At 65.5% G+C, this 24,252-nt stretch carries 29 protein-coding genes; 10 read left to right on the forward strand and 19 right to left on the reverse strand.

Annotated features, from left to right (window positions below):
• Window positions 1-19: 19 nt before the first annotated feature.
• The 9 genes from ACODRZ_RS04590 (at window position 20) to ACODRZ_RS04630 (ending at window position 8,988) form a co-directional block, all read left to right on the forward strand.
• Window positions 20-232 carry a plasmid mobilization protein gene (locus ACODRZ_RS04590; protein WP_488969678.1) on the forward strand — a complete coding sequence of 71 codons (213 nt, stop codon included), beginning with the start codon at window positions 20-22 and terminating at the stop codon, window positions 230-232.
• A complete protein-coding gene (locus ACODRZ_RS04595) occupies window positions 229-666 on the forward strand; it encodes a hypothetical protein (RefSeq protein ID WP_488969679.1) in 438 nt (145 codons plus the stop codon). Before ACODRZ_RS04590 ends, ACODRZ_RS04595 begins: the two co-directional genes overlap by 4 nt.
• Complete coding sequence (locus tag ACODRZ_RS04600; RefSeq protein ID WP_488969680.1) at window positions 666-1,640, forward strand: hypothetical protein; 975 nt, start codon at window positions 666-668, stop codon at window positions 1,638-1,640. The genes ACODRZ_RS04595 and ACODRZ_RS04600 overlap by 1 nt, the downstream gene beginning before the upstream one ends.
• Window positions 1,622-5,878: a thermonuclease family protein gene (locus tag ACODRZ_RS04605; RefSeq protein ID WP_488969681.1), complete on the forward strand. Its 4,257-nt coding sequence runs from the start codon at window positions 1,622-1,624 to the stop codon at window positions 5,876-5,878. Before ACODRZ_RS04600 ends, ACODRZ_RS04605 begins: the two co-directional genes overlap by 19 nt.
• Entirely contained in the window at window positions 5,875-6,318 is a 444-nt protein-coding gene (locus ACODRZ_RS04610) for a hypothetical protein (protein ID WP_488969682.1), read from the forward strand. Before ACODRZ_RS04605 ends, ACODRZ_RS04610 begins: the two co-directional genes overlap by 4 nt.
• Window positions 6,315-6,503, forward strand: coding sequence for a hypothetical protein (locus ACODRZ_RS04615; RefSeq protein ID WP_488969683.1), 189 nt, complete (start codon window positions 6,315-6,317; stop codon window positions 6,501-6,503). Before ACODRZ_RS04610 ends, ACODRZ_RS04615 begins: the two co-directional genes overlap by 4 nt.
• A 196-nt stretch (window positions 6,504-6,699) precedes the next feature.
• Window positions 6,700-6,921, forward strand: a complete 222-nt coding sequence (locus ACODRZ_RS04620; protein ID WP_488969684.1) for a hypothetical protein — start codon at window positions 6,700-6,702, stop codon at window positions 6,919-6,921.
• Window positions 6,918-7,100 carry a hypothetical protein gene (locus ACODRZ_RS04625; RefSeq protein ID WP_488969685.1) on the forward strand — a complete coding sequence of 61 codons (183 nt, stop codon included), beginning with the start codon at window positions 6,918-6,920 and terminating at the stop codon, window positions 7,098-7,100. Before ACODRZ_RS04620 ends, ACODRZ_RS04625 begins: the two co-directional genes overlap by 4 nt.
• A gap of 223 nt (window positions 7,101-7,323) precedes the next feature.
• Window positions 7,324-8,988 (forward strand): IS630 family transposase, encoded by a 1,665-nt coding sequence (locus ACODRZ_RS04630; RefSeq protein ID WP_488969686.1) that lies wholly within the window; start codon window positions 7,324-7,326, stop codon window positions 8,986-8,988.
• Window positions 8,989-9,031: 43 nt separating this feature from the next.
• Here the strand turns inward: ACODRZ_RS04630 and ACODRZ_RS04635 are convergent, their stop codons facing one another.
• From ACODRZ_RS04635 to ACODRZ_RS04685, 11 genes are all read right to left on the reverse strand, one after another.
• The gene (locus ACODRZ_RS04635; RefSeq protein WP_488969687.1) at window positions 9,032-9,823 is read right to left on the reverse strand and encodes a hypothetical protein; all 792 of its coding nucleotides are present in this window, start codon (window positions 9,821-9,823) and stop codon (window positions 9,032-9,034) included.
• Window positions 9,824-10,025: 202 nt separating this feature from the next.
• Complete coding sequence (locus tag ACODRZ_RS04640; RefSeq protein WP_488969688.1) at window positions 10,026-10,682, reverse strand: DUF1828 domain-containing protein; 657 nt, start codon at window positions 10,680-10,682, stop codon at window positions 10,026-10,028.
• 74 nt (window positions 10,683-10,756) lie between these two features.
• On the reverse strand, window positions 10,757-11,215 hold the full coding sequence (locus ACODRZ_RS04645; RefSeq protein WP_488969689.1) for a hypothetical protein: 459 nt from the start codon (window positions 11,213-11,215) through the stop codon (window positions 10,757-10,759).
• A 68-nt stretch (window positions 11,216-11,283) separates the two neighbouring features.
• Complete coding sequence (locus tag ACODRZ_RS04650; RefSeq protein WP_488986168.1) at window positions 11,284-12,687, reverse strand: hypothetical protein; 1,404 nt, start codon at window positions 12,685-12,687, stop codon at window positions 11,284-11,286.
• A 149-nt stretch (window positions 12,688-12,836) separates the two neighbouring features.
• The gene (locus ACODRZ_RS04655; RefSeq protein WP_488969691.1) at window positions 12,837-13,757 is read right to left on the reverse strand and encodes a DUF7146 domain-containing protein; all 921 of its coding nucleotides are present in this window, start codon (window positions 13,755-13,757) and stop codon (window positions 12,837-12,839) included.
• Window positions 13,754-14,206, reverse strand: coding sequence for a hypothetical protein (locus ACODRZ_RS04660; protein WP_488986169.1), 453 nt, complete (start codon window positions 14,204-14,206; stop codon window positions 13,754-13,756). Before ACODRZ_RS04660 ends, ACODRZ_RS04655 begins: the two co-directional genes overlap by 4 nt.
• Window positions 14,203-14,526 carry a hypothetical protein gene (locus ACODRZ_RS04665; protein WP_488969693.1) on the reverse strand — a complete coding sequence of 108 codons (324 nt, stop codon included), beginning with the start codon at window positions 14,524-14,526 and terminating at the stop codon, window positions 14,203-14,205. Before ACODRZ_RS04665 ends, ACODRZ_RS04660 begins: the two co-directional genes overlap by 4 nt.
• Window positions 14,523-14,723, reverse strand: coding sequence for a hypothetical protein (locus tag ACODRZ_RS04670; protein WP_488969694.1), 201 nt, complete (start codon window positions 14,721-14,723; stop codon window positions 14,523-14,525). The genes ACODRZ_RS04665 and ACODRZ_RS04670 overlap by 4 nt, the downstream gene beginning before the upstream one ends.
• 211 nt (window positions 14,724-14,934) lie before the next feature.
• Window positions 14,935-15,102 carry a helix-turn-helix domain-containing protein gene (locus ACODRZ_RS04675; RefSeq protein ID WP_488969695.1) on the reverse strand — a complete coding sequence of 56 codons (168 nt, stop codon included), beginning with the start codon at window positions 15,100-15,102 and terminating at the stop codon, window positions 14,935-14,937.
• Window positions 15,103-15,185: 83 nt separating this feature from the next.
• Window positions 15,186-15,740, reverse strand: coding sequence for a hypothetical protein (locus ACODRZ_RS04680; protein ID WP_488969696.1), 555 nt, complete (start codon window positions 15,738-15,740; stop codon window positions 15,186-15,188).
• A complete protein-coding gene (locus ACODRZ_RS04685) occupies window positions 15,733-16,929 on the reverse strand; it encodes a tyrosine-type recombinase/integrase (protein WP_488969697.1) in 1,197 nt (398 codons plus the stop codon). The genes ACODRZ_RS04680 and ACODRZ_RS04685 overlap by 8 nt, the downstream gene beginning before the upstream one ends.
• Before the next feature lie 290 nt (window positions 16,930-17,219).
• Between ACODRZ_RS04685 and ACODRZ_RS04690 the strand changes: the two genes are divergently transcribed.
• Window positions 17,220-17,396, forward strand: a complete 177-nt coding sequence (locus ACODRZ_RS04690) for a ribosome modulation factor (RefSeq protein ID WP_155986223.1) — start codon at window positions 17,220-17,222, stop codon at window positions 17,394-17,396.
• A gap of 12 nt (window positions 17,397-17,408) precedes the next feature.
• On the opposite strand, the gene cobU is transcribed toward ACODRZ_RS04690, so the two are convergent.
• The 8 genes from cobU to ACODRZ_RS04730 all read right to left on the reverse strand — a co-directional run bounded on the left by cobU (window position 17,409) and on the right by ACODRZ_RS04730 (window position 24,125).
• Window positions 17,409-17,915 carry a bifunctional adenosylcobinamide kinase/adenosylcobinamide-phosphate guanylyltransferase gene (cobU, locus tag ACODRZ_RS04695; RefSeq protein WP_488969714.1) on the reverse strand — a complete coding sequence of 169 codons (507 nt, stop codon included), beginning with the start codon at window positions 17,913-17,915 and terminating at the stop codon, window positions 17,409-17,411.
• The gene (locus tag ACODRZ_RS04700; protein WP_488969698.1) at window positions 17,915-19,372 is read right to left on the reverse strand and encodes a cobyric acid synthase; all 1,458 of its coding nucleotides are present in this window, start codon (window positions 19,370-19,372) and stop codon (window positions 17,915-17,917) included. The genes cobU and ACODRZ_RS04700 overlap by 1 nt, the downstream gene beginning before the upstream one ends.
• A complete protein-coding gene (cbiB, locus tag ACODRZ_RS04705; RefSeq protein ID WP_488969699.1) occupies window positions 19,360-20,307 on the reverse strand; it encodes an adenosylcobinamide-phosphate synthase CbiB in 948 nt (315 codons plus the stop codon). The genes ACODRZ_RS04700 and cbiB overlap by 13 nt, the downstream gene beginning before the upstream one ends.
• On the reverse strand, window positions 20,300-21,280 hold the full coding sequence (locus tag ACODRZ_RS04710) for a threonine-phosphate decarboxylase (RefSeq protein ID WP_488969700.1): 981 nt from the start codon (window positions 21,278-21,280) through the stop codon (window positions 20,300-20,302). Before ACODRZ_RS04710 ends, cbiB begins: the two co-directional genes overlap by 8 nt.
• Window positions 21,277-21,999, reverse strand: a complete 723-nt coding sequence (locus tag ACODRZ_RS04715; RefSeq protein WP_488969701.1) for an adenosylcobinamide-GDP ribazoletransferase — start codon at window positions 21,997-21,999, stop codon at window positions 21,277-21,279. The genes ACODRZ_RS04710 and ACODRZ_RS04715 overlap by 4 nt, the downstream gene beginning before the upstream one ends.
• A 151-nt stretch (window positions 22,000-22,150) precedes the next feature.
• Complete coding sequence (locus tag ACODRZ_RS04720) at window positions 22,151-22,708, reverse strand: histidine phosphatase family protein (RefSeq protein WP_488969702.1); 558 nt, start codon at window positions 22,706-22,708, stop codon at window positions 22,151-22,153.
• Window positions 22,705-23,721, reverse strand: coding sequence for a nicotinate-nucleotide--dimethylbenzimidazole phosphoribosyltransferase (cobT, locus tag ACODRZ_RS04725; RefSeq protein ID WP_488969703.1), 1,017 nt, complete (start codon window positions 23,719-23,721; stop codon window positions 22,705-22,707). The genes ACODRZ_RS04720 and cobT overlap by 4 nt, the downstream gene beginning before the upstream one ends.
• On the reverse strand, window positions 23,718-24,125 hold the full coding sequence (locus ACODRZ_RS04730) for a DUF1636 domain-containing protein (protein ID WP_488969704.1): 408 nt from the start codon (window positions 24,123-24,125) through the stop codon (window positions 23,718-23,720). The genes cobT and ACODRZ_RS04730 overlap by 4 nt, the downstream gene beginning before the upstream one ends.
• Window positions 24,126-24,252 lie beyond the last annotated feature (127 nt).

Here is a 24,252-nt window from a genome sequence, read left to right on the forward strand (position 1 = left end):
GGCGGCGAAGGTTCGCGAAATGGCGCAAATCCTTGAGTTTCAGGCCCATTGTGTTACAGTTGGAACACTCAACGTCGAGATGACAGTGGAGCCGAAAATGCAGAACGTGCACGTCACATTCCGTGCCAATGAGGCGGTGGTCGCTGCCCTTAGCGAACGTGCCCGCAGCGCTGGGTGCTCTCTTTCCGAATACCTGCGCGCGATGGTGCGTGAGAAGGTCAACCTCCATTGACCGCGCCCGACGCCACCGGCCCAGCGGCAGATTACGCCCTCCTAGCCGACGCGGCTCGTGGTGATCTGGAAGCGCTGCGCCAACTCGCGATGTTCGGCATCAGCTTGGCTCGGGCAAACGATGACCCCTTCGCGCTCATGGAGGGCTTGGTGTTCGCCCGGCTCGCGGCCGCGGTAGGCGATCATACCGATGCGCAGTTTCTGCTCATGGCGCTGGGCTCGGTTTCGGACCTCGCCCACGCTTGCCCCAACCAAGAGCAATGGGCGGATGATACCGACGCCGAGATGCTGATCGTCGCTGCCCGGCTTGCCGACGTTGGCGCGGAGCACGCCGATAGGGTGCTGCTCGGCATGAGCACGGCAACCAGTGCGCGCGCCGCTCTCATTGCACGAGAACTGGTCGATGCCATGCCGCTGATGGGAGGGAATGCCTGATGCTTGGTTCGCGAAACAATGTCCCCGGCCTCTCGCCGGATTTTCTCAACAACATCGGCTTGCCGGGAGTTATCGGCGGTTATGGTGGCGGTACTTGGAACGCCGATGGGACCATGGCGACTACGCCCGCGCCCATGCCAACGATGCCCATGCCTACGCCCGCAGCACCCGCCAGAACCGGCATGTTCGGTCGCGGGTTTGGCGGGCAGTCCGCTGCCTCTCAAGCAAGTCCTGCCCCCGTCGATAGCGCTCAGCAGCCGAGCCCGCTGGGCGGCTCGATGCGTCAGCCCTTCGACTACGACGCCGCGCTTGCCCGTCTGGTGCCTCCGGAAAAGAAGGAATCCACCTGGGCGACGATCGCTTCAATCGTCGGCCCGGCATTGATGGCCGCAGGCGGCAACCAAGCTGGGGCCAACGCCATGATCCAGAACATGGCCGATCGCCGTAACTCGTCGCAGGATGCCCGCCGCCGCGCTCAGGAAGCGGTCGAACGGTGGAAGCATGAGGACTGGTCGCGCCAGCGCGATGCCGATCTGAACGCTGCCGCACCCTTCACCATCGGTCGGGATAGGCTCACCTACGACCCGGCGACGGGCGAGACGGCTTCGATCTACCATGGCGCCCCGGACTTCGAGGAATACGCCCGGCTCCAGGGTCTCCAGCCCGGCACGCCTGGCTACAACACGGCGATGGTCGATTACGTGCTGCGGGCGAACGGCCCCACCGCGCTTCAGGGCGACAAGGATCTGGAAATCCTCCGGTCCGGCAATCGCCTCAAGCTCGAGGATGTTCGTCAGGGCAACCGGATGGAACTGCGCGGCAGTCCAACCTACCGCGACACGCATGCACCTCCGCCCCGCCCGTCAACCGCCGGGTCTGGCGGTGGACGCCGTTCGTCGGGGCATCCGACTGCGACCGGCCCCAACGGACAGAAGGTGGAATGGAACGGCAGCGCATGGGTGCCCGCCACGTGAGCTTGCCGCCGCCCCCTCCCGGCTTTCGTCTGGATGACAACGGCACGCCTCCGCAGGCGTCGGCAGCGCCTGCACCTGCCGCACCGCCTCCGCCGCCAGGTTTCCAGATCGATCAGCCTTCGCCCAAGGCGCCAACCCTGCCGCCACTTTCCGGCGACATCATGGTGCGCCCCGTTGACGGCGACACTGCAAAGCTGTCCTCCGGGCAGAACCTGAGGCTCTGGGGCGTCGATGCGCCCGAACTGTCGCAGCAGGGCTGGGATCGATCGGGGCGTGCCGTTCCAATCGGGCAACAGTCACGTGACGCCTTCGGGGGCCTGCTCACCGAAGGGCCGCAGACGATCGGTTCCCCTGTCGGCATGTCCTTTCGCCGTCCTGTGGCGCCGATCGACATCGGCGGGAAGGATGCCGGGCTCACGCTGGCGAGGAACGGCAACGCGCTTGCTGCCCCGGATTTCCTTGCCGCCGATCCCCAGCGCCGGTTCGAGTACATGCAGGCGGAGCGCCTGGCCCGCCTCAACGGCCTCGGCATCCACAACACGAAATTCCAGCCCCCCGCCGACTATCGCAAGGAGCCTCTTCCTGCGCCATCCCGCGAAACCGTAGCGCAGTGGTGGGATACGCCTACGCCGCTGGCCGGGATGCGCCCCGAGGTCGAGCAGACTTTCCTCGGCATGGTCAACGACAGCAAGGTTCCGGTCGAGCAGGTCGTGAAGTTCTCCAAGGAGAACGGGTTCATCACCGATCCCGCCGATGTGACGCGGGCGCGGGAGCAGATCGAGAAGACCGGGCTCGCTGCCACCGCAGGCTACAAGGATTACGTCCGGCCGCTGACCGATCAGGGCGACGGCGCGCTCGGTGCATATGCGCGCGGCGTTGGCTCTGGAGCGCTGGCAAGCGGCCTCGATGAGGCTGGGGCCTTCGTAGACATGCTGGGCGGCACAGAAGGCCGCGAGAACGTCTGGAACAGCGACCGTCGCCTCGCTGACATCTGGTCGAACAACCAGCAGCAGAACGCCTCGATCCTCGGGTTCGACGACTACGTCCACCCTTACGCAACCGTGAGCGGTGAGTTGACCGGCGGCCTCCTCGTGCCGTTCGGCGCCCGAGCGAGAACTGTCGGGGAACTGGCCCGCGTCGGGGCCGCGTATGGCGGCGCCACGGGTTTTCTCGGCACTGAGGGCTCTGCCAGCGAGCGCGCGCTTGGGGCTGCGGTCGGCGTGCCAATGGGCGCTACCCTCGGCGTCGCGGGCGGCAAGTTGCTGGAGTATGGCGCTCCCCGCGCGCGAAAGCTCGTGGGCCGCATGTTCGGTCGAGGCTTCAATGACACCGCCCCGACTAGCAGCGCGCTCGACGACCTCGTTCCGGCTCCGATGCCGGAAGCGCCACCTCCTCCCCCGCCTGGTTTCAGGATGGACGATGCTCCAATGCCCATGGCTGCGGAACCGTCGCCGTCGATTTCGCAGGAGGTGCGTCAGCCCGACTACCTCGCGATGGAACGGCCGCAACCGATAGGCCAGCCCCTCACTGAGGCCCAGGTGCGGGCGCGCGCCAGCGACATTCAGCCGCGCGATGTGCTGCCGATCGCTGCAAGCGAAGACTGGCCTGCTGCTCCCGACTTTGCGGGCAACATCAACCTCGGCAAGCTGGATACTCCGCAGGACATCTCCCGCGCGCTGACGACCGTGGAGCGCGAGATTGGCTTTGATGCTGCCACGCGCGGCCGGGTGACGCAGGAAGAGACCGCGCGGCTCGCCGCTGACCTCAACATGACGCCCGAGACGCTGATGGCTCGTCGCCAGGGGCAGGCCTTCAACGCTGAGGAAGCCTTGGCCGCCCGGCAGATCCTCGCCAAGTCGGGCAATGAACTGGTGAACGCCGCGAAGCGCATCCAGGGCATGGACAATCCCGGCGATGAACTGCTGGCCGAGTTTCGCCAGAAACTCGTGCGGCATGTTGCCATTCAGGAGCAGGTGGCAGGTGCGACGGCGGAAGCCGGGCGTGCGCTGGCGCAGTTCCGCATGATGGCCGACAGCCGAGCCGTGCGCGGCAACGTGCTTTCCGCGATGGTTCGTGGCGGCGGTGGCAAGGACACGCTTCAGGACGTGGCGAACGTCATTCTCGATGCGCAGGAACTGGAGCCGGGCAAGTTCAACGCGCTCATCGACAAGGCGCTCAAGCCGACGTGGAAGAACAAGCTGACCGAGCTGTACGTCAACTTCCTGCTGTCCTTCCCCCAGACGCACGCGGTCAACATCACTTCCAACACGTTGATGGCGCTCGCGCAGGTTCCGGAACACGCGGCGGCAGCGGCGATCGGCAAAGCCCGTCAGGTGCTCCCTAGCGCCGATCTGGACCGCATCACCGGCACTGAGGTCGGACAGCGCATGTTCGGGCTGGTGCAAGGCGCAAAGGAAGGCGCCCGTCTGTTCTCGCGTGCCCTGCGTACTGGCGAGCCTGCCGACTTCATCAGCAAGGTAGAAGGGCAGGAATACAAGGCCATCCCCGGTATCGCGGGCGAGGTCGTCCGGACGCCCACCCGCCTGCTGACGGCGGAGGACGAGTTTTTCAAAGGCATCGCGCGTCGGATGGAACTCAACGGCATCGCAGCCCGGATGGCTCACAAGGAGGGCCTGAAAGGCAACGAGGCGGCCAACCGGATTGCGGATCTCGTGGCGAACCCGACCGATGAGATGCTGCACTCCGCCGAGGATTATGGGCGCTACGTCACCTTCCAGTCGAAGCTTGGGCCGTTCGCCCAGGGCGTCTCGAACATGGCGAACAGCAGCATCGTCACGAAGTTCTTCCTGCCGTTCATCCGCACCCCCACGAACCTGCTCAAGTTCGCGACGGAGCGCTCCCCGGCCGCCCCGCTGCTGGCTGAATGGCGCAAGGACTTCGTGGCTGGCGGCGCACGTCGCGATCTGGCGATGGCAAAGGCCCTTGTCGGCACAGGGTTTGGCGCGGCGATGTACGAAGCGGCCCAGAGCGGCACGATTACCGGCGCGGCACCCTCGGACCCAAAGAAGGCCCGGCTACTCTATGCCGATGGCTGGAAGCCCTACAGCGTCAAGGTCGGCGATACCTACTACAGCTATGCCCGCCTCGATCCCTTCTCGTCCACGATCGGCGTGGCGGCCGATATGGCGACCCTGCCCGAAGGCATGAGCGACCGGCAGAAGGAAGACAAGGCGACGCTGCTGGTAGCGTCCATCCTCGGGAACCTTGCGAACAAGACCTGGCTTTCCGGTGCGACCGGCTTCGTGGAAGCCCTGAGCGATCCCGAGCGCAACGCCGACGACATGATGCAGCGTCTCGTCGGCTCGCTGCTCATCCCCAATATCGTCGCGGGCACCGCGCGCACCCTCGATCCGACCCAGCGTGAGGTCGAAACGATGGGCGAGGCCCTGAAGGCTCGCATCCCCGGCATGCGCGAAACCCTGCTCCCCCGGCGCGACATCTGGGGCAAGGAGATCAGGAGCGAAGGCGGCATTGGCCCGGACTTCCTTTCGCCCTCGGCAGTCAGCACCGCGCTCAATGATCCGGTCAACAAGGCTCTGCTCCAACTCAGCTATGCGCCGGGCTATCCGTCGAAGAAGATCGGCGACCGCGAACTGACGCCGCAGGAATACGATCGCTACGTGGCGATGGCGGGTCAGTCCTCGCACCAGGCGATGACCGCGCTCGTCTCGACGCCGCAGTGGGGCCAGATGGATGACGAGGCAAAGGAGGATGCGGCCGCAAAAATCGTGAAGCTCGCTCGGCAGGCAGCGCGTGCGCAACTGTTCGGCGGCCCGGCTGCCAAGGGTGCTGTCGATGCACCGCCTCCACCTCCGCCCGGCTTCTCGCTCGATGGGGCTAGCGGCGGGGTTAACGTCTATCAGGATCTGCAATCGGCGATCCCTGGCGTTCAATTCACCTCAGGCTACCGGACGCCCGAGTATCAGGATGATCTTCGTCGCAGGGGCTATCGCCCGGCCTACAACAGCGCGCATCTCGATGGCTCCGCGCTCGACATGCTGCCCCCTCCCGGCAAGTCCATGGAATGGCTACGGGAACAGGTGAGGCAGAAGTACCCGCAGGCTCGCCAATTGATCCATGACGGCCATCTGCATACCACGTTCCCCGGCTATTTCGGTGCTCCCGTCCTTGGCAGCGCCAAAGGCGCTGGCTTGCGCAATCCGCTGGAAGGGATGCCGCCCCCGCCGCCCGGGTTCAATCTGGATGCTCGCCGATGAGCGCGACGGAGAACCCGGAAAATACCGGGCGAAATTCCGATGGCCGTTTCGCGGCGGGCAACCAGCACGGGGGCAAACCGAAGGGTGCGCGACACAGGACCACGCGCGCGATCGAAACGCTGCTGGAGGGTGAGCACGAGGCCTTGACCCGCAAGGCGATCGGCATGGCCCTTGCCGGGGACACCACCGCGATGCGCCTTTGTCTTGATCGCATTGCGCCCCCTCGCAAGGATGCGCCGATCACGTTCGACCTCCCACCTATCAAGACGGCGGCGGATACCGTCTCGGCGTCCTGTGCGCTCTTGCAGGCGGTTTCGGAGGGCGAGGTGACGCCTGATGAAGCCGGGCGCGTGATGGCGCTCCTGACGGCTCACAAGTCGCTGGTCGAGGCTGGGGATCTGGAGGCACGCATCGCAGCACTGGAGGAGAAGCAGGCATGAACCTTGAACGTCGAATTTCGAAGCTGGAGACGACCCTTGCGTCGTCCGGCGTCGTTACCGTTCTCGTCTACGCCGGAGAGACCTTGGACCAAGCCCGAGAGCGTCATCTGGCGGACGGCGGGGCTGATCCCATCACCGCAGCACTGTCGGTCTGGATCGATAAGCCGATTCCCCGACTGCATTGAACCCCATCTGGAGAACGAACATGACGAACCCCATCCGCCGCCGTGTGGAGCGCCTCGAAGCGACGCAACCTTCATCGGCCGAACCCATAACCTGCATCCAGCTCCGTGGCGTCGTGCCGGGCGGCGGGGAAGGCTGCGTTGCCACTGCGACCTTCGAAAATGGTCGCTGGAGCCCGTTCACAATGCGACCAGCCCGATGAACCGGCTGAGCGCCCGTCTGGAAAGGCTCGAAGCTTTGGGCGCCAGCATGTCGGACGCTGCGTTGGTCGAGGCCATCCTGTCGCGCGAGGCCGATCCCACGGCATGGCTACTCGCGCCGGGGGGCAACGCGGCGGAGAAGGCGGCCCTGCTCGATCACATTCTCAAGCAAGTCGATGGCCGCTCGAAAGGGCTGCCTCAGGAAAGGACGATCCAATGAACAACCACACCCGTCGCATCGAGGCACTGGAAGTGTCGATGAACCCGCCGGTTGGGCGCGCCTGGCACCGGGTGGTTCAGCATGTCGGACAGAGCCGCGAGAGCGCGATCGAAGCCCATGAGGCCGAACATGGTGCGTTCGGGGTGAATGATGCCGTGGTGATCCGGCGGATTGTTTGAAGCCGTCGGGCAGACCGCCAAGATGTTCTGACCACCTGTCGGTCGCAGGAAGCGAATTACGCCGGCTCATATAGAACGCTGGAGGCTTGGCGTCCGCGCGCTCTCAACCCGACCTGCGGCTGATAACCACAAGATACCGGCAACTCGCCTGCGGTGTTAGATTGGCTAACACTGGCGAGCGTCGGCTCAATCACGTCACGGTCGCCCTGTCCGGGAGGCCGCGATGTACACCAATCCAAATCAATGGGCCCGCATACGCCACCGCGTCATCGAAGGCGAGTCGATCAGGAAGGTCGCTAAGGACGAGCGCATTAGTCGCAACACAATCCGAAAGATGGTGCGAAATGAGCGGCCATCAAAATACGTTCGCCCAAAGCGTCAGTCCTCTATCAGCGCGCACGAGGGGGTGATCGAGGCGATGCTCGCGGAGGATGAAGATCAGCCGCAACGTGACCGGCGAAGTGCCGTCGCGATTTTTCGCGCCCTTCGAGATCATCATGGCTACATTGGCAGCTACGATAGCGTTCGTAGATATTGCCGGCGAGTGCAGGTTCCCCAAATCGAACTTGTTGTCCGGCCCTCAGCGGAAGCAGGTTTGATTGAGGGCCTGAGGGTATCGATTGCACCACACGTGTACCGGCTCAATCGTCATGCCGCCAAAGGATTAGCCAGTACACCACTCAGCCTTCACCGTGATCGCCGAGCGGAGCGTGCCGTGGAAGTGGCGAATTGGATTGATGGGTTACGTGCAGATCGACTGAAATCCCGCTTGCTCGGAGACCCTGAAGCCAACAAGCAGCTCCTACACTGCGTCCTTAATGATCGTGGCCGGCGGCGCAATCGCGCCATCGCAGTACTGGCGCACGAACAAGGCTTCCCCATTCGGCGGATCAGTGCATGCCTTGGGATAAGTCGCAATACATGTCGTCGCTACCTACGGATATTTCGCGAAGGAGGTGCCGAAGCCCTGTTGGCGCCCAAGATGCGAGGGCCGCGAAGGGCTGAAAATGAAAATCTAAAATCTGCTTTGTTTCGCGTCCTTCATGAACCGCCGAAAGATCATGGGATCAACCGAACGTCCTGGACCATGAGCGATCTTAGAGCCGTGCTGAGGGAGCAAGGTTATCCAGCTTGCTTGCAAGTCCTTCGCAAAATCATCCGCAATGCCGGATGGAAGTGGCGCAAGGCTAGAATCGCTCTCACATCTCAAGACCCGGCATATCGGGAAAAACTCGCTGCAGTCCAAGCGATCTTATCAAGGCTGGCATCAGATGAAGCCTTCTTCTCGATCGACGAGTTCGGCCCATTCGCCGTCAAAATGAAGCAGGGATTGAAGCTCGACCCGCCCGGCCCTCATCGGGTCGTCCCGCAATGGCAGAAATCCAAGGGGTGCATGATCATGACGGCAGCCCTTGAACTAAGCAGCAATCAGGTCACGCACTTCTACAGCGACAGGAAAAACACCGCCGAAATGATCCGCATGATGGACGTTCTGCTCGCCAGATATGCCGATCGCCGAACGCTGTATCTGTCATGGGATGCGGCGTCATGGCACATCTCTAAGAAACTCATGCAACGGATCAGTGAGCACAATGGGACAGCCGGTGCATTGGGTTTACCGCAAGTCGAAACGGCACCACTTCCTGCCGGAGCGCAGTTCCTCAATGTCATCGAGTCCGTGTTTAGCGGCATGGCCCGTGCCGTCATCCACAACAGCAATTACCCATCGGTCGATGATGCTCGCGCGGCGATCGACGGCTATTTCGCCGAACGCAATCAACAATTTCGGGACAATCCTAAGCGCGCCGGCAAACGGATTTGGGGAGAGGAGCGCGTGTCCCCGGCGTTCGAGGACAGCAACAACTGCAAAGATCCTCGCTGGCGATAGGGGCGAGGGAGTATTGCATTTGCTGAACCAGCCAACGCAGACCTTAATTCCCCATGCAGCTCATGGTCTGCCCCGCTCGCGTGCATGTCGCCATCCAGCCTTGGTTCGCACTTGCCTGCATAGCCTGCCCGATCGCGCCTAGCGCAGCCGCACGCGCCTGCCGCCTCCGCTGATCCTCCGCATTCTTGGCCGGGTAGTAGATCGCAAGGTTCTGGTCGATCAGCGTCAATTCGTCGGCCATGCCCTTTACCGTCGCCGCCTCGAACACCGCGATGCCGAGATTTTTCAGCCGCGCTTGCAAGGTGGTGCTGTCATCCTGTGACGTTTGATTTTTGACGATGGCGGCTTTTTCGTCTGCCGATCGCGCTCGGTCGCGCAACCGGTCGGCCTGCTCCTGCAACCAAAGCTGCGCCCGTTCAGCAGAAGGCTTCTTCTCAACGAAAGCCTTGGTCTCGGTGACGACCTGGGTGCGAGCGCTGTTGTAGCCGAGATCGAACGTTGTCCTAAGCGCGCGGTCCAAGCGATCCTTTGTCGTCGCCGGGTCGGCGTTCGGGTCGTTCAACGCCGCCAGTGCGGCGGGCAACTGACCCTCGGCCTCTCTGTAACGAGCGGCGTATCGTTGCTCCCGGTCGGTCCATGCCTCCTGAAATTCCTTGCTCACGGATTTGGCGATCGCGTCGCCTACCGGAGCGACGATGAGTGACAGCGCCAACGCGCAGAGAATCTTTGATCGCATGGAGCCCCCGATGCCTTCGGAACAAATGTACGCCGAGTGAGGCGCCAGGCAAGAGAGCGAGGCGAAACCGAAGAGGTCCCCACCACTGTGAAGGCTCATGGCCCGGTCCTGATTTGCGGGTAATGCGGGTATCTGCGGGTATGTTCCCAACCTAACGCGGGGATTTGTCAGTGACAAAATAGATATAAGGGCTGGGATAATACCCGCAAAACCCCGCATTACCCGCAACGGCGGAAAGACACGGAGACACGAAAAACCCCGCCGGAGCGGGGCTGGTTGGTTGGCGGTGGCGTGAGCTGAGTTAGGCCGCCTGCAAAATGTGCTCTCGATCAAGAGCATCGATCGACAGATACTCGCCGCCGCCCATGGTGAGCAGTTCAAGCAGGCCTGACTTCCACCCGTCGTTCCGGTCATAAACCAAAATGGGCCGGGCGCGCTCTTCGGTCGAGCGCAGGACATCCATCGTCTTTACCACAGCCGCGTTGACGGATGACGCGTCGGGTGTAACTGCGTCTACCAGGAACGTGCCCGCATCCGTGGTGACACCGAAATCAAATTTGTGCTGTCTACTGCGCCCATGGAAATGAAAATTCGGGCGACCTTCGGGAAAGAAGACCCTCAAGCGATCCTGGACCGTGCGATCTAGCGTTTCAGGGCGGCGGACCTTGGATCTTGCAAGCATGAACTGGGCGGCCCGCAATGAAGCATCGGCCAGGACTGCAATACCGACTGCGACCTTTTCGGGTTCGAGCCTGTCCATGAAGATCGTGCCGTTCTCATCAAGCCGGAGATCCACCTCGGATAGCATCGCGCGGACACCGCTGAGGGAGGCCGCTTCACGACCGTGAGCAGCCAACTCGTCGAAGGCTGCGCCGTCGTCGTGCAGCACCAGCTTGCCGTGATCCGACCGCATATAAATTTGGATGGCATGGCCTGACGGCATCATGGTATCAGCCATGACGCAGAAGCCTTTTGGAGTTTCTCGGAAACGCCGACCTTCGCAAATAGCGTGGCGCACCGCCTGCCAGTCCATTAGAACATGCCCTTGCTGTCCGGCCAATCCGGCATTGAACTTTCTATCCCGTAACGCTGCAAAAACCAAGCGAAGGCTTCGTCTCGATCCTTCACGTCAGCCGGGAGTAACTCGTAATCCGGCAGCTTTTCAGGCAGCTTGGGCCCCTTCGGGCGGTTCTGCTCCCACGGGTGCAGATGCCCATCCTCGATCAAAATTCGCTGTCGGCTGTCATAGTGCGGGCTGCCGAGGCAAAGGCGCGCAATGCAAGTTGGTGCTAGCAGCACGATCACGATGAAACCCGGTTCGTGCAGTCTGACCACGATCTCCATCTCGACCTTGCTGAGTGAGCCGCCGACCTCCACGCGCTGACGAGCGCGACGCTCGTTCTTGCGGAGCGTCTTCACGGGCCACTCGAATTCTGCCGGGCACCGCTTGTCTGGCGCAGCGAAAAACGCGTCAATTTCGTCACGCGTCATTCGGCATTCACCCCTCAGCGCCGGTCTCAATTCGCAGCGCCTTTAGGTGCCATCGTCTGTGGCGCTGTTCAAGCCACCCTCACCACCGCCCACGCCTTCTGCTTCGCATGGCTGTCCTCCTCATCGACGAACTTCAGCCCATCGACCACCCGGCCACGATGACGGGCCAGCCAGTGCCCTAACTTACGGGCGTTGATCCCTCCACCGCGCTCCTCCGCGACATCGACTAGAGCCTGATAGAGATCGCCGTTGATCCGGTTTCCGAGCGGATCAAGCCTCTTAGCGGCGTCGATGATCTTGCCTGTGGTCATCGGGGCAGAAGAGACAGCTCCGTGCCAGGCGACGAGCGCCGCCCTGAGGCTGGAGGTCGTAGGATCATCAGCGCGGGCCGCTTCCATCGTCTTCACCGGATCAGGCTTACCGAGCCAGACAAGGGCCGAGCGCACGATGCGGCTCCAGTCTTCGAAGGATGCTAGCGTCGGAAGCTGATCGGGATAGCCAGCCGCTGCATAGGCACGGGCCACGACCAGTGCCGCCGCGACATACTTCCCGCGCTCCGAGAGCACCTGGTCCATGGGGCTCTTCTTGAACTGGCGGAGTTCGGGGCGTTCCATGTTCGGATCGAGCGAGCACAGCACCACCCGGCGCGTCATGTCGCCGACGAGGTGGATGTTGTTGCCCGTAGCGAACGTAGTGGCCCGGCTCTCTATCCGCATGAGCTTGGAAGATCCCAGCACGCGAGGCTCGACGATGGGGCGCTCGATCATCTGACAGAGGAAATCCCCGCCAAGATCGCCATTCACGTTGTCGATCGAGATGATGGCCTGCCCCCCGAGCAGAGCCGAGACGAGGCGCTTTTCGGTTTCGGCCTCGTCACGTCCAGCCGCCATCACGGGAGCGCGTTGCCCGATGCTGATGGCCGCCGCGAGGTCGATGATGTAGCTCTTGCCCGAGCCAGCCACCGGCGCGCTGGTGACGTGCATGGGGGCGACCTGCATCGCGCCGCGCACGACCGGCGTGATGAGCCCCGAGAGGGCAACGGAGCGGCTTGCCTCATCGACAAACGGGAACTCATCCAGCAGCGCGTTGAGGAACGCGAGGGCCTTCAAGGCATCTGCGCGGGTCGGCCGCTCAGGGATGGCTGGGAGATGCGGCGGGTCCATGAGCAAAAGCTGTGTCTGGGCATCGTACCCAGGCGTCGAAAGGATCGTGCCGTCTGGGCGCAGCGTCGGCGTTGTGATGACGCCGGCCAGCCTCGGGAACTGCCATTCGCCATCGCGGGAAAGTATCGTCGCAGCAACGGGCCGGGGCGGGTCGGTGATGACCATGCGCTTCTTGCGGGCGTCGAACTTCTCCCAGTCCGCCTCGCGGGAAAGGTGGTCGACCAAGGTATCTGCCGTGACTTCGGCCAAACGTGCGACCTTCGTCTTGTGTCCATGTGCAGCAGGCAACTCATCGACGATCGGACGCACCAGACCGCCACGCACATAGAGCGGAGATCCGGCGCCGATCAGCGCACGCTCGCCCTCCGATGCCATTAGGTGCAATTCGCCAGCCCGGACGGTGATGAGCGGGCGTGGCGGTTGCGATACGACAGCGATATTCGAATTCGGACGTGCGCTCATTTCCCGAGCCTCCCCATCAGCTCGGCATTGAAATCCTTGGCCCCTACCGGGAAGATGGCGCGGCTGCTGATCCCGCGCGTCCGGTAGGCATCAATAGCGGCGTCGGCCCCGGTGTGGCCTGCCTCGTCGGCATCCCCGCCGACAGTTACGCGGGACACCAGCGACGGAAAGCGCATCTTCGGCATGTTCCCAGCGCCCGCTGCGACCCAAACGGCCCGGCCCATTTCCTGCTGCAGCGTTAGACCATCTTCGAGCCCCTCGCAGACCATCAGGTCGCATGCCGCAGGTGCAAGCCGGATGGCGCCACCGGAGATGCGGCCGAGCGAGAGCTTCGGCTTGCGGACGTTCGCCTTTCCGCGCCCGTCTGCTGCGAGATAGGTCCGCTGTATGCCGCACAGCCGGTTATCGGGGCCGGTGATGACGGCGATCAGGCAGGGATGCTTCGGGCCGTGAATGCCATAGGTAAGCCAAGTGAAGCGGATAGTTTCGGGAATCGTGAGATCCAGCCCGCGAAACCGCAGATAGGCTTCAGCCAGGGTGCCCGGAGCGGGAGACGCCGCCCGCCAGATGGTGCGGGCTTCCTCGATCCGCTCTTCCTTCGTCCGCTCCGGCGCATCAATGATTGGCGTCACGGCCACGGCAGGCATATCGCCAGCAGCGAGCATGGCAGCGGCGGCGCGGAACTCGATCTGATGCAACTCGCGCACGAAGTCGATCACGTCGCCGCCCTTGCCGCAGCCGAAGCAATACCATCGCTTGCCGCCGCTATAGATCGACAGGCTGGGCGAGCGGTCATTGTGGAACGGGCAACAGCATTTCCACTCGTCGCCAGCGGCCTGCAATGGGACCACGGCGCCGATGATCTGCGGGAGCGGGTTCGCTGCGGCCACCGCCGCGACATTGACGAGCATGTTCATGCGCGCCCTCCCTTCACGGTGGCGATGGTCAACGGACGGCCTGGCGCCAGTTTGCGGATGAGTTCGGCCCATTGGACCTCGAACTCAGGCTGCGTCTCGATCAGCAGAGCGTTCCTGCGCGCCGTCGATGCAGCGAACGCCATCGCGTCATAGACCGGCTCCAACGCGGCGCAGGAGATGACCGCGAAGGTGTGCGAGGCGCGGATGATCCGACGGACCGACGGCATGTGGAAACCCGAAGGTCCAAGCGCCTCGTGCAGGTCATCGCCGATGATGGCGATGGCCGAGCGCTTCCGATCGACGGGCAGGCGGAAAGCCTCGCTACTCTGACCGACGAACAGGAGGCCCACCTTATGGTCACGCACCGCTTCAAGGATGGGAATCAGGTGAGGCTCCGCTTCGTCCAACTTGCGATCGATGTGGGCGCGGGAGAGCGTTGAATGGATCACCGGGGAACCCTCCCACGCGAGGCATTGGCGACCCAGACGATGGCGCTCTTGCCGTTGGCGTTGCGTCGGCGGGCGCCGCTATCCCGGATCAGGCCCATCTCGCGCAACTCGGAGGTGCGGGGTTGAATGGAGTCCCGACCGATGCGGACAGTCGCGACCAATTCGTTCGTCGTCAGGCCTCGGCTACCGGCGGCGCGAATAGCCCGCAGCGCAACGCGCTGGAGGTGCCCCACCGACATCTCGATAGCCTCCGCAGCCTCAATGGACGTGTCGATGCCACGATGGCCGGGCGCATGAGGATAGATCGGTTCGTGGATCACGAGCGGTCCCCCTCTGCGAGCTTCGGCAAGCCAGCGCGTTCCAGCAGCGTCGCCAACCATTCGATCTGCGCCGGGGTGAGCGGCTTGGGATCGACGACAGTCTGGCCGAGGAACGAGCCTGCCTTGCGCGTCAGATGCTGATCGGAGTTGAGCAGCGCGAGCGCGGCGGACCGTGGCGTGGTGAAGGGATCAGCCATGTGCGCCTTCCCATGCGAGGGCGGCGATGGTCCGCGCGCGGCTGTCAGGAAGACCGAAGAGGCGAACGAGCCGTTGCGCCTGCTGGCCGATCAGATTATCCTCGTCAGTGCTGCTGTAGAGGAAATTTGTGGGGGCCTGCACCGCGCCAACGGTGCGGGCCTTTCGCGTCTTACGGGGCGACGCTGCCCTCGCGGTGCTGCGCACGGCGGTTCACGCGGCCTGATCCACGAGGGCGCGGATGCTGGCGGTCTTCACGAGGGTGCGGCGGCCGATCTTCACGGTTTCGAGCTTACCCTGTCCGATCAGGTCGTAGATCTTAGTCCGGCCAAGGCCGATTGCCTTCTTCGTGTCGTCGATAGTGAGGGTGAGGGGTTCCATCTGTCGCTCCGATGAAAGCTGGCGAAAGCCAGCGGGCGACTACGGAATTAGACTCGAGTTTCGCTCAAGGCGGGTGGCGAAAATTAAGGAGAATTTTGTCGAAGAGGTAGGGCGCCCCATAGCCCTCGGCCTTTTCCCAGCCATTCCGCCATTTCTGTGTCTTCACGCTGGCGCTTCTTCAATCGTTTTAGCCAACGAGGATCCACCGGCCTGACCGGGTCGGTCGTGTTCCTGCCCTGACGTGAAATGGCATTTTCTAAAGCGGCGGCGCGCTGCTTTGGCGCCCCCCTCTTCTTGTTGAGAGCGGCCAAGCATTGGCGGCAAAGAGCGTGCACCACAGCCGGGATCTGACGTTGGCGGGCGGTTCCGAACATCCCTGGTTGAGCCTTCGCTGCCAAAAATTGGGCATCGAGGCGACTCAGCTCAATCCCGGCCGCAAGGAACGCACCCGATCGGCGCTTCCGTTTAGCAAAGCCTTCAAGCTGCTCAACGAATGACTCACGCACGCCGTTGGGCAAAGTCCGCACGTTTAGGCGAGGCCCGTCGAATAGGGGCGAGGGTAAAGATCTCAGCCATTCCGCGACCATTCTCGCTTCGATCGGCGCGATTTTGACGCTGACTGTTTCGGCCTTAGGCATCGGCAGGATCCAAGGGATGAACCTCCGGCGTTTCCTGTTCCAGCCTCGCAGGTTCCAGAAACTGTCCCCACGAATCCATTAGCGTCCGACGCATCTCCATGAACTTGGTCCGCTTGTAGGCTCGCACCACCTTGTCCGGCACGGTATGGGCTAAGGCAGCTTCCGCCACCGCATCGGGCACATCCGGCATCTTCTCGGCGGCCCAATCCCGGAAGGATGAGCGGAATGCGTGCGCGTTGTAGATCAGCCCCGCGTCCCGCATGACCTTGCTGAGTGCCATGTCAGACAGGGGTTTAAGGCGCTGGCCGGGGAAGATCAGCGCTTTGGGGTCGATCTCCCTTTTGCCTTTGATCTCGGACAGCAGCGCCATGGCTGCCTTGCTGAGCGTGACGGTGTGCGGCTCGCGCAGTTTCATGATTTCAGCCGGCCGGTTCCATTCCGCCTTCCTGAAATCGATCTGCCCCCAAGTGGCGAAACGGACCTCGCCGGGGCGGGCGGCGGTCAGGATCAGGAACATCAGGGCGCGACGCCCGCTGGTTTGGCTTTCGCCAGCCAGTCGGGTCATGAAAGCGGGCACATCTGGATAGGGCATCGCTGCGAAGTTTCCGCCCTTTGGCTGTTTGGGCAGGCCCACGCCGACCGATCGCCCCGGAGCCTCTGTGGCCCGCCAGCCCTTGGAATGAGCGAAGTTCAGCACCTGCCCCACACGCATACGGAGCTTGCGAGCCAGTTCCGGCTTCGTGGTCCAGATCGGCGCCAGCATCTTCTGGATGTTGGCCGCATCGATCGTATCGACCCGGCGGTTGCCCAGCGAGGGAAAGGCGTAGGTTTCAAGGGAGGAGAGGAAGGCGTCTGCGCTTTTTCCCACCCATCCGGACTTGAGAGCGGCGTGCGTCTTCTTGGCTGCTTCCTTGAAGGTCGGAATGGGGCGCCGGTCACGATCGCGCTCGGCGATAGGGTCACGCCCGTTGAGGGTATGTTTCCGCAACTCAGCGGCCTTCTCACGGGCCTCTGCCAACGTCAGAGCCGCCAGTGATCCAAGGCCGATGTCCCGGCGCATCTTGTCGCGCTGCACCCTGAGGATCCAAGACTTGGCGCCCGTAGGCTTCACGACCAGATAGAGCCCGTCGCCATCGCCGTGACGCCCGGGCTTTGCATTCTTCACACCAAGGGCATTGAGCTTGCCCATCCAGTTCCCTCATCCGTTACCACACAAAATCGTGGTTTGCCGCGAACAAAGGAGAACATATGCGAACCCTTGGATTGGCACAACCTAAGGAAACTGCGCGAGTCGAGGATAACCCCGAACATTCGCGAACAAAGAGTTATGATCCTGTCGGGTGCACCATATCCCCACATTGACGTCTCATCGCCCCCGCGCAGTTCATCGCGTTCATGGCGCCGTCTGCCGTTAACATGCGTTAAGACCTGCATCTTGCGCGCGCGTTGCCGCGTTGCAGCAGGCAGTATCCGCAAGTCATGAGCCGCACATTGTCCAATGTTCAACGTGCCCATTTCTGGGGCATCAAGGCCGCGCAGGCCGGTATTCCGCTTTCCAGCAATCCTTACGCCAGTCCCCAGCAGAGAGCCGCTTGGGAAGCCGGCTATCGCCACGATCCGTTTGCGCAGGATCGGCGACATTCACTGCCCAATTGAGGCGGAATTTCTCTATTTCAGCTTGAGCGGTAGCCCCGCAGCGACGAATTCGACTTCATCGACCGTCGCGGCGATGGTCTGGTTCAGGCGTCCCGCTTCGTCGCGAAAGCGCCGGGCGAGGGCGTTCTCGGGGACGATACTCAGGCCCACCTCGTTGGATACCAGCGCCAGCGGGACCGGGCAGCGGCGGATCGCCTCCTGCAAAGCTGTGACCGGCCCGTCCAGCGGCAGGTCCGCCAGCATCAGGTTCGATAACCACAGTGTCAGGCAGTCGACGAGCACCGCATCCGCCTCCCGCGCGGCCCTGTCGATGGCGCCTGCCAGATCGAGCGGTTCCTCCAGCGTGGTCCAGCGCGGCCCGCGATCCTCGCGGTGGCGGGCGATGCGTTCGGTCATTTCACCGTCGAACGCCTGCCCGGTGGCGATGTAGCAAAGGCGGCCGGGCTGCGCTTCTATGCGCGCCTGCGCATGGCGGCTCTTGCCGGAACGGGCGCCGCCCAGGACCAGAAGGCTGCGCATCATAAGGTAACTCCCGCCAGGGCGAGCAGCCCGTCGATGTCCAGATGGCGCTCCATCGTCTCGGCCAGCGCATCGAGTGCGGCATCGACGCGGGCGTCGTTGTCGAAGCCGTCCGACTGCGCGCCGATTCGTGCGAGCAGGGCGCCGCGAAGGCCCGGCTTGGCGAGCAGGCCGTGGCAGTAGGTGCCGAAAGTCCGCCCGTCTCGCCCGATGGCGCCGTCCGCGCGGCCCTGCGCCAGTCGTGCGAAAGGCCGCGCGGCGTCAGGCCCCTCGGTCACGCCCATGTGCATCTCGTAGCCGGTGAACGGGGCGTCCATCGCGGTGCCCTCGACCTGCTGCAGCGTCTTGCGGCCTGCCAGCACCGTCGTCACGTCGAGCAGACCGAGCCCGGCGACTTCGCCCGGAGGCCCCTCGATGCCGTGGGGGTCTGCAATACTGCGGCCGAGCATCTGGTAGCCGCCGCAGATGCCCAGTACCGCCCCGCCGCGCCGGTGGTGGGCGAGGACGTCGATGTCCCAGCCCTGTGTCCGAAGGAAGTCCATGTCGGCGATCGTCGCCTTGGAGCCAGGCAGGACGATCAGCGGCGCCTCGGCCGGGATCGGGGTGCCGGGCGGGATCATCGCGACGTCCACGCCGCTCTCCTGCCGCAGCGGGTCGAGGTCGTCGAAGTTGGCGATGCGCGGCAGGATCGGGCAGGCGACCAGCAGCTTGCCCGGCTTCGCGCCGAGCCCGCGTTCGAGGATCACGGCGTCTTCGCTCGGCAGCTGTGCGACGGCGGGCTCCCACGGCAGGACGCCGAAGCCGCGCCAGCCGGACAGGCGCTCGATCGCCTCGTAGCCGTCGGTGAAGAGCGCAGGATCGCCGCGGAACTTGTTGATGATGAAGCCGTGGATCATCGCCGCGTCCTCGGGATCGATCACCGCGCGGGTGCCGACCACGGCGGCGATGACGCCGCCCCGGTCGATGTCGCCCGCCAGCACCACCGGCACCCCGGCCGTGCGCGCGAAGCCCATGTTGGCGATGTCGCCGCTGCGCAAGTTGATCTCGGCGGGAGAGCCGGCGCCTTCGACGAGGACGAGATCGCAGCGCGCCTCCAGCCGGCGGTAGCTTTCGAGCACTTCGCCGAGCAAGGGGCGGCGCGCCTCGCGGAAGTTGGACGCGCCCAGCGTGCCGCGTACCTTGCCGTGGACGATCAGTTGCGAGGTGCGGTCGGCCTGCGGTTTCAGGAGCACCGGGTTCATGTCCACGTGGAGCGGTGCGCGGGCGGCGATGGCCTGCAGCGCCTGCGCGCGGCCGATCTCGCCGCCCTCGGGGGTGACGGCGGCGTTGTTCGACATGTTCTGCGGCTTGAACGGCAGGACGCGAAGGCCCCGGTTGGCGGCGGCGCGGCAGAGCCCTGCGACCAGCACCGACTTGCCGACGTCGGAGCCGGTTCCCTGCAGCATCAGGCCAGCCATGCGATTCCCATAGCGATCAGTCCCAGTATCAGGCAGGCGCGTCGGTAGATCGTTAGCGCGCGGGAGAGGTGGTGCGGTGCCGCGATGCCGCCTTCACCGATCCACGGCTTGTCGGCAAGCACGCCGTCGTAGGCGATCGGACCGGCGAGGCGGATGCCCAGCGCGCCCGCCATCGCCGCCTCGGGCCAGCCCGCGTTGGGCGAGGCGTGGCGGGCGTGGTCGCGGGCCATCACGCGCCAGCCCTTGAGCCCGGCCCCCATGCCCGCAACGCACAGCAGCATTCCGGCGAGGCGGGCGGGTATCAGCATGACGAGATCGTCGAGGCGCGCGGCGGCCCAGCCGTAAGGGCCGTAAGGCTCCTCGCGGTGGCCGATCATGCTGTCGGCGGTGTTGATCGCCTTGAGCATCCACGCGCCCGGCAGGCCCAGCAGGAGCAGCCAGAACAGCGGCGCGACGACGCCGTCGCAGAAGCTCTCGGCCAGGCTCTCGATGGCGGCGCGGGCGGTGGCGGGCGCGTCGAGGTTGCGGGTGTCGCGGCCGACGATCATGCCGACGGTGCGGCGGGCCTCGGGCAAGTCGCCGCGTAGCAGGGCGTCGCGGATCGGGCGGACGTGGTCGTCGAGGCTGCGCGCGGCCATCGCGGGCCAGGCGAGCAGGGCGAGGATCGGCCAGGCCCATGCTCCGGCGAGGGCGCGGACGGCGATCTCGATTGCGAGAGTGAGACCGCCGGTGAGCGCGACGAGCAGCGCGGTGGCGAGCATGCCCGCGAGGCGGCGCCGTGCGGGCGAGGCGTCGCGGCGGTTGAGGCGGCGCTCGCAGGCGCGGATGATCCGGGCGAAGAGGCCGACCGGGTGGCCGGTAACGGCGTGGAGCCGCGCGGGCCAGCCGAGCATGGCCTCGATCGCGAGTGCGGCGGCGGCGATGGGCTCAGCCATGAAGCGCCCGGTCGAGGCGGTCCAGCGCGGCGGGATCGGCGGGAACGCCGAGGCGCAGGGTATCCGGTTGCTGCGCGAAGGGACGGGTGAGAATGCGCGCCTTGGCCAGCCGTTCGAACAGCGCGCCTGCGTCCACGCCCGAGAGGTAGCGGAATAGCGGGCAGGCGCCTTGCGGGGCCAGGCCGTGGCGCTCCAGCACCGCGTCGAGCGCGGCGGCCCGGCCGGGAAGTTCGGCGCGGGTGCGCTCTATCCACGCGGCGTCGGCATAGGCGGCGCGGCCGAGTTCGAGCGCGGCGGTGTGGAGGGGCCAACTGCCGGTCAGCGCGCGCAGGCGGTCCAGCACGTGCCTCGGCGCGATCACGAAGCCGAGGCGAAGCCCTGCGAGGCCGAAGAACTTGCCGAACGAGCGCAGGACGATGAGGCGGCGGTCGTCGGCGACGTGGCGGGCGACGCTGGCTTGCGGGTGACAGTCGGCGAAGGCTTCGTCGGCGATCAGCCAGCCACCTTGCGCGGCGATCGCCTCGTGCCAGTCGAGTACGGCGGCGGGGTCGCGCAGCAGGCCGTCGGGGTTGTTGGGGTTGGCGAGGACGACCGCCTCGGCGCCATCGGTCGGTGCGGCGAAGGCGATCGGGCGGGAGCGGGCGAAGGCCTCGGCATGGGTGCGGTAGGCGGGTAACAGCGCGCGGCCGGGCATGTCCAGCATTCCGGCGAGGAGGCGTAGTGCGGTCTCGCTGCCGGAGACGGCGCAGACGTGGCGGGGCTCGGCGTCGAAGTGGCGGGCGGCGGTGTGTTCCAGGACGGCGAGCGCATCGGGATCGGGCAGGGCGTGCCAGTCGATGCGCAAGTCTTCGGGCGGGCTCCACGGTACGGGATTGAGGCCGGTGGAGAGGTCCAGCCACTGCGCCGGATCGCCGCCGTAAAGGCGCGCGGCTTCGGCGAGGCGGCCGCCGTGGTGGAGCAGGTCGGGGGTCACGGCAGCAGCACCAGCGCGAGCAGCAGGGCGGTCTCGACAAGCTCGATCCCGGCGCCGTGGCCGTCGCCCGAGATGCCGCCGAGCTTCGCGCGCAGCCACCAGCCCCAGAGCGGCACGGCGACGAACAGCGCCAGCAGCGCAGGGGAGGTCAGCACGGCGGCGAGGATCGCGGCGAGGCTCCAGCCGATCAGGTGCAGGCGGCTGACGCCCTCGCGGAAGCGGGAGCCGAGGCCGGTGTGGAGCGGCGGCAGGAACAGCGTCCAGCCGATCGGGGCGATGCGCGCCAGCACCGGCACGATGACCAGCGCGGGCCATTGTGCGGGGGTAAGCGCGTGCAGCAGTACCAGCTTCGCGAGCAGTTGCAGGCCGATCGCGACAACGGCGAAGCTGCCGACATGCGGATCGGCCATGACGGCGGAGAGGCGCGCGCGGTCACCGTGGGCGGCTCCCGCACCGTCCGCCACGTCGCCGAGGCCGTCTAAGTGCAGCGCGCCGGTGATCGCCACCCAACCGGCAAGCGCGGCCAGAGCGCCCAGCCACGGATCGCGCGGCTGGAGCAGCCACCCCAAAAACCACCAGGGCAGCGCCACCGCCGCGCCCACCGCCAGCCCGGCGACCGGGAACCAGCGCATGGCTTTGGCGAAATCCTGCGCGTCGGCCTGAACGGCGGGGAGCGGCAGGCGGGTGAGGAACTGCAGGGTGAGGACGAGGTGCTTCATGAAGGCGCACACTCCCGTCGTCCCGGACTTGATCCGGGACCGGTGGCTGTCTTTAGGCGCGCGCGCTCGGCAGGGCGCCTGCAGCCCGGTGGGTTGTTCACGGCCAGCGGTCCCGGAGCAAGTCCGGGACGACGAGGACGCACGCAGGCCATTACGACAACCCCACGATCTGCGCGCCTTCGCCGGGCCAGAGGCGCAGGCTCAAGATGCTCACATAGGGCAGGTCGAAGGCCCAGACTTGCGGTTGTTCCATGTGGAACAGTACCGCCAGAGCCGCGCGCATCGCGCCGCCGTGTGTCAGTACGAGGCTCGGCGCGGTGATCCCTGCCAGCGCCCGCTCTACCCGCTCGCGCAGGGCGGACCATGGCTCGCCGCCGGGCGGGGCATGGGCGTCGGGGTCCTGCCAGAAGCGTGCATAGGCGGCAGGGTCGACCTCTGCGGTGGCAAGGCCGGTCCAGTCGCCGAAATCCAGCTCGCGCCAGTCGGGATCGACGCGGTGTTCCACCCCGCACGCGGTGGCGATACGGGCGGCGGGATCGTGGGTGCGGCTGAGGTCCGAGGACACCACCCGATCGAACGCCAGCCCCTCGGCGCGCGCGACGCAGCGGGCGGTCTCGGACGGCAATGCGGGCTCGTCCCGGTGGCCCAGCAGGAGGCCCGGCCTTGCCGGTGCGCCGTGGCGCATCAGGTGGAGCGCGATGCCGCTCATGCCTTATCGGTCACCGCCGCTTCGTCGAACGTCGCCATCCGGTTGTGCGTCGCCAGAGCGCCGCGCACGATCGGCACTGCCAGCGCCGCGCCGGTGCCTTCGCCCAGCCGCAGGCCGAGGTGGAGCAGCGGCTCCAGCCCCAGCTTGTCCAGCAGCCGCACATGCCCCGCCTCGGCCGAGCAGTGCGCGGCGAGGCAGTGGTCGGGGAAGCGCGGGTTGGCGCGCACCAGCGGCAGGATCGCGGCCGAGGCGATGAAGCCGTCGAGCAGCACCGGCACCCGCGCCAGCCGCGCGGCGAGGATCGCCCCCGCCATCGCGGCGATCTCGCGCCCGCCGAGAAGGCGCAGCGTTTCGAAGGCGTCGATGGCGGCGCCGGAATGCAGCGCCACGGCCGCCTCCACCGCCACCGCCTTGCGCGACAGGCCGAGGTCGTCGATCCCGGTGCCGCGTCCGATCCAGTCCTGCGCGGAGCCGCCCAGCACGGCGGCGCAGAGCGCGGTGGCGGGCGTGGTGTTGCCGATGCCCATCTCGCCCACCAGCAGCAGCCGGGTATCGGCGCCCAGCGCGGCGGCGCCCCGGTTAAGGGCGTCGAGGCATTCCTCCTCGCTCATCGCCGCCTCGCGGGTGATGTCGCCGGTCGGCCGGTCGAGATCGAGCGCCACCACCGAAAGCCGCGCGCCGCAGGCCGCCGTCAGTGCGTTGATCGCCGCGCCGCCCGCCTCGAAGTTGGCGACCATCTGCACGGTGACTTCGGGCGGATAGGCGCTGACGCCCTGCGCGGTGACGCCGTGATTGCCCGCGAAAACGACCGCCTGCACCGGGTCCACCTCGGGCCGTTCGCAGCCTTGCCACCCGGCCATGAACACCGCGATGTCCTCCAGTCGGCCGAGCGCGCCGGTCGGCTTGGTGAGGCGGGCCTGACGGTGCAGCGCGGCGGTGCGGCTGGCTGCGTCGGCTTCGGGCAGAGCGGCAAGGGCGGCGGCGAAGGAGGCGGAATCGGCGAAACGGGTCATGTGCAGACGTAGCCTTCCGGGGGCGTGCGGGTGATGAAGTGGCCCTTCACGCCTTGCGGCCATTCCTTGAAGGGCACGCGGCCGTGCTCGCTTTCGGCGTGGCGCGCGGCATATTCGAGGATCGCGCGGGCGGCGTCCTCGTCGGGCGTGAAGTCGCCCAGCACGTAGCCGACCTTGCCGGGCGCGCGGATGTGGACGGTGCAGTGGCGGCTGCAGGCGAAGAGGCAGGGCATGGCCTGGATCTGGACGCCCTGCAGTTCGGGGTCGGCGGCCTGAACGCTGCGCATCGCCGTTTCGAGCAGAGCGCCGCCCCGCTGGCCGGTCTCGTCCTCGCGGGCGTCGGCGGTGTGGCGGCAGGTGTTGCAGACGACCACCGAAGGGCCGGGGGGTACGGAGGTCAGCATGGGGGTGTTTTCCTTGGGGGCCAAGGGTTTCGCATGGAAGGTTTCCGTTCCTCCCCGTCATCCTGAACTTGTTTCAGGATCCATCGGGCCGTGTTGCCGGAGGCCTGATGTCGCCAACGGCCCGCTC

The organism is Novosphingobium sp. FG90 (assembly GCF_057808725.1).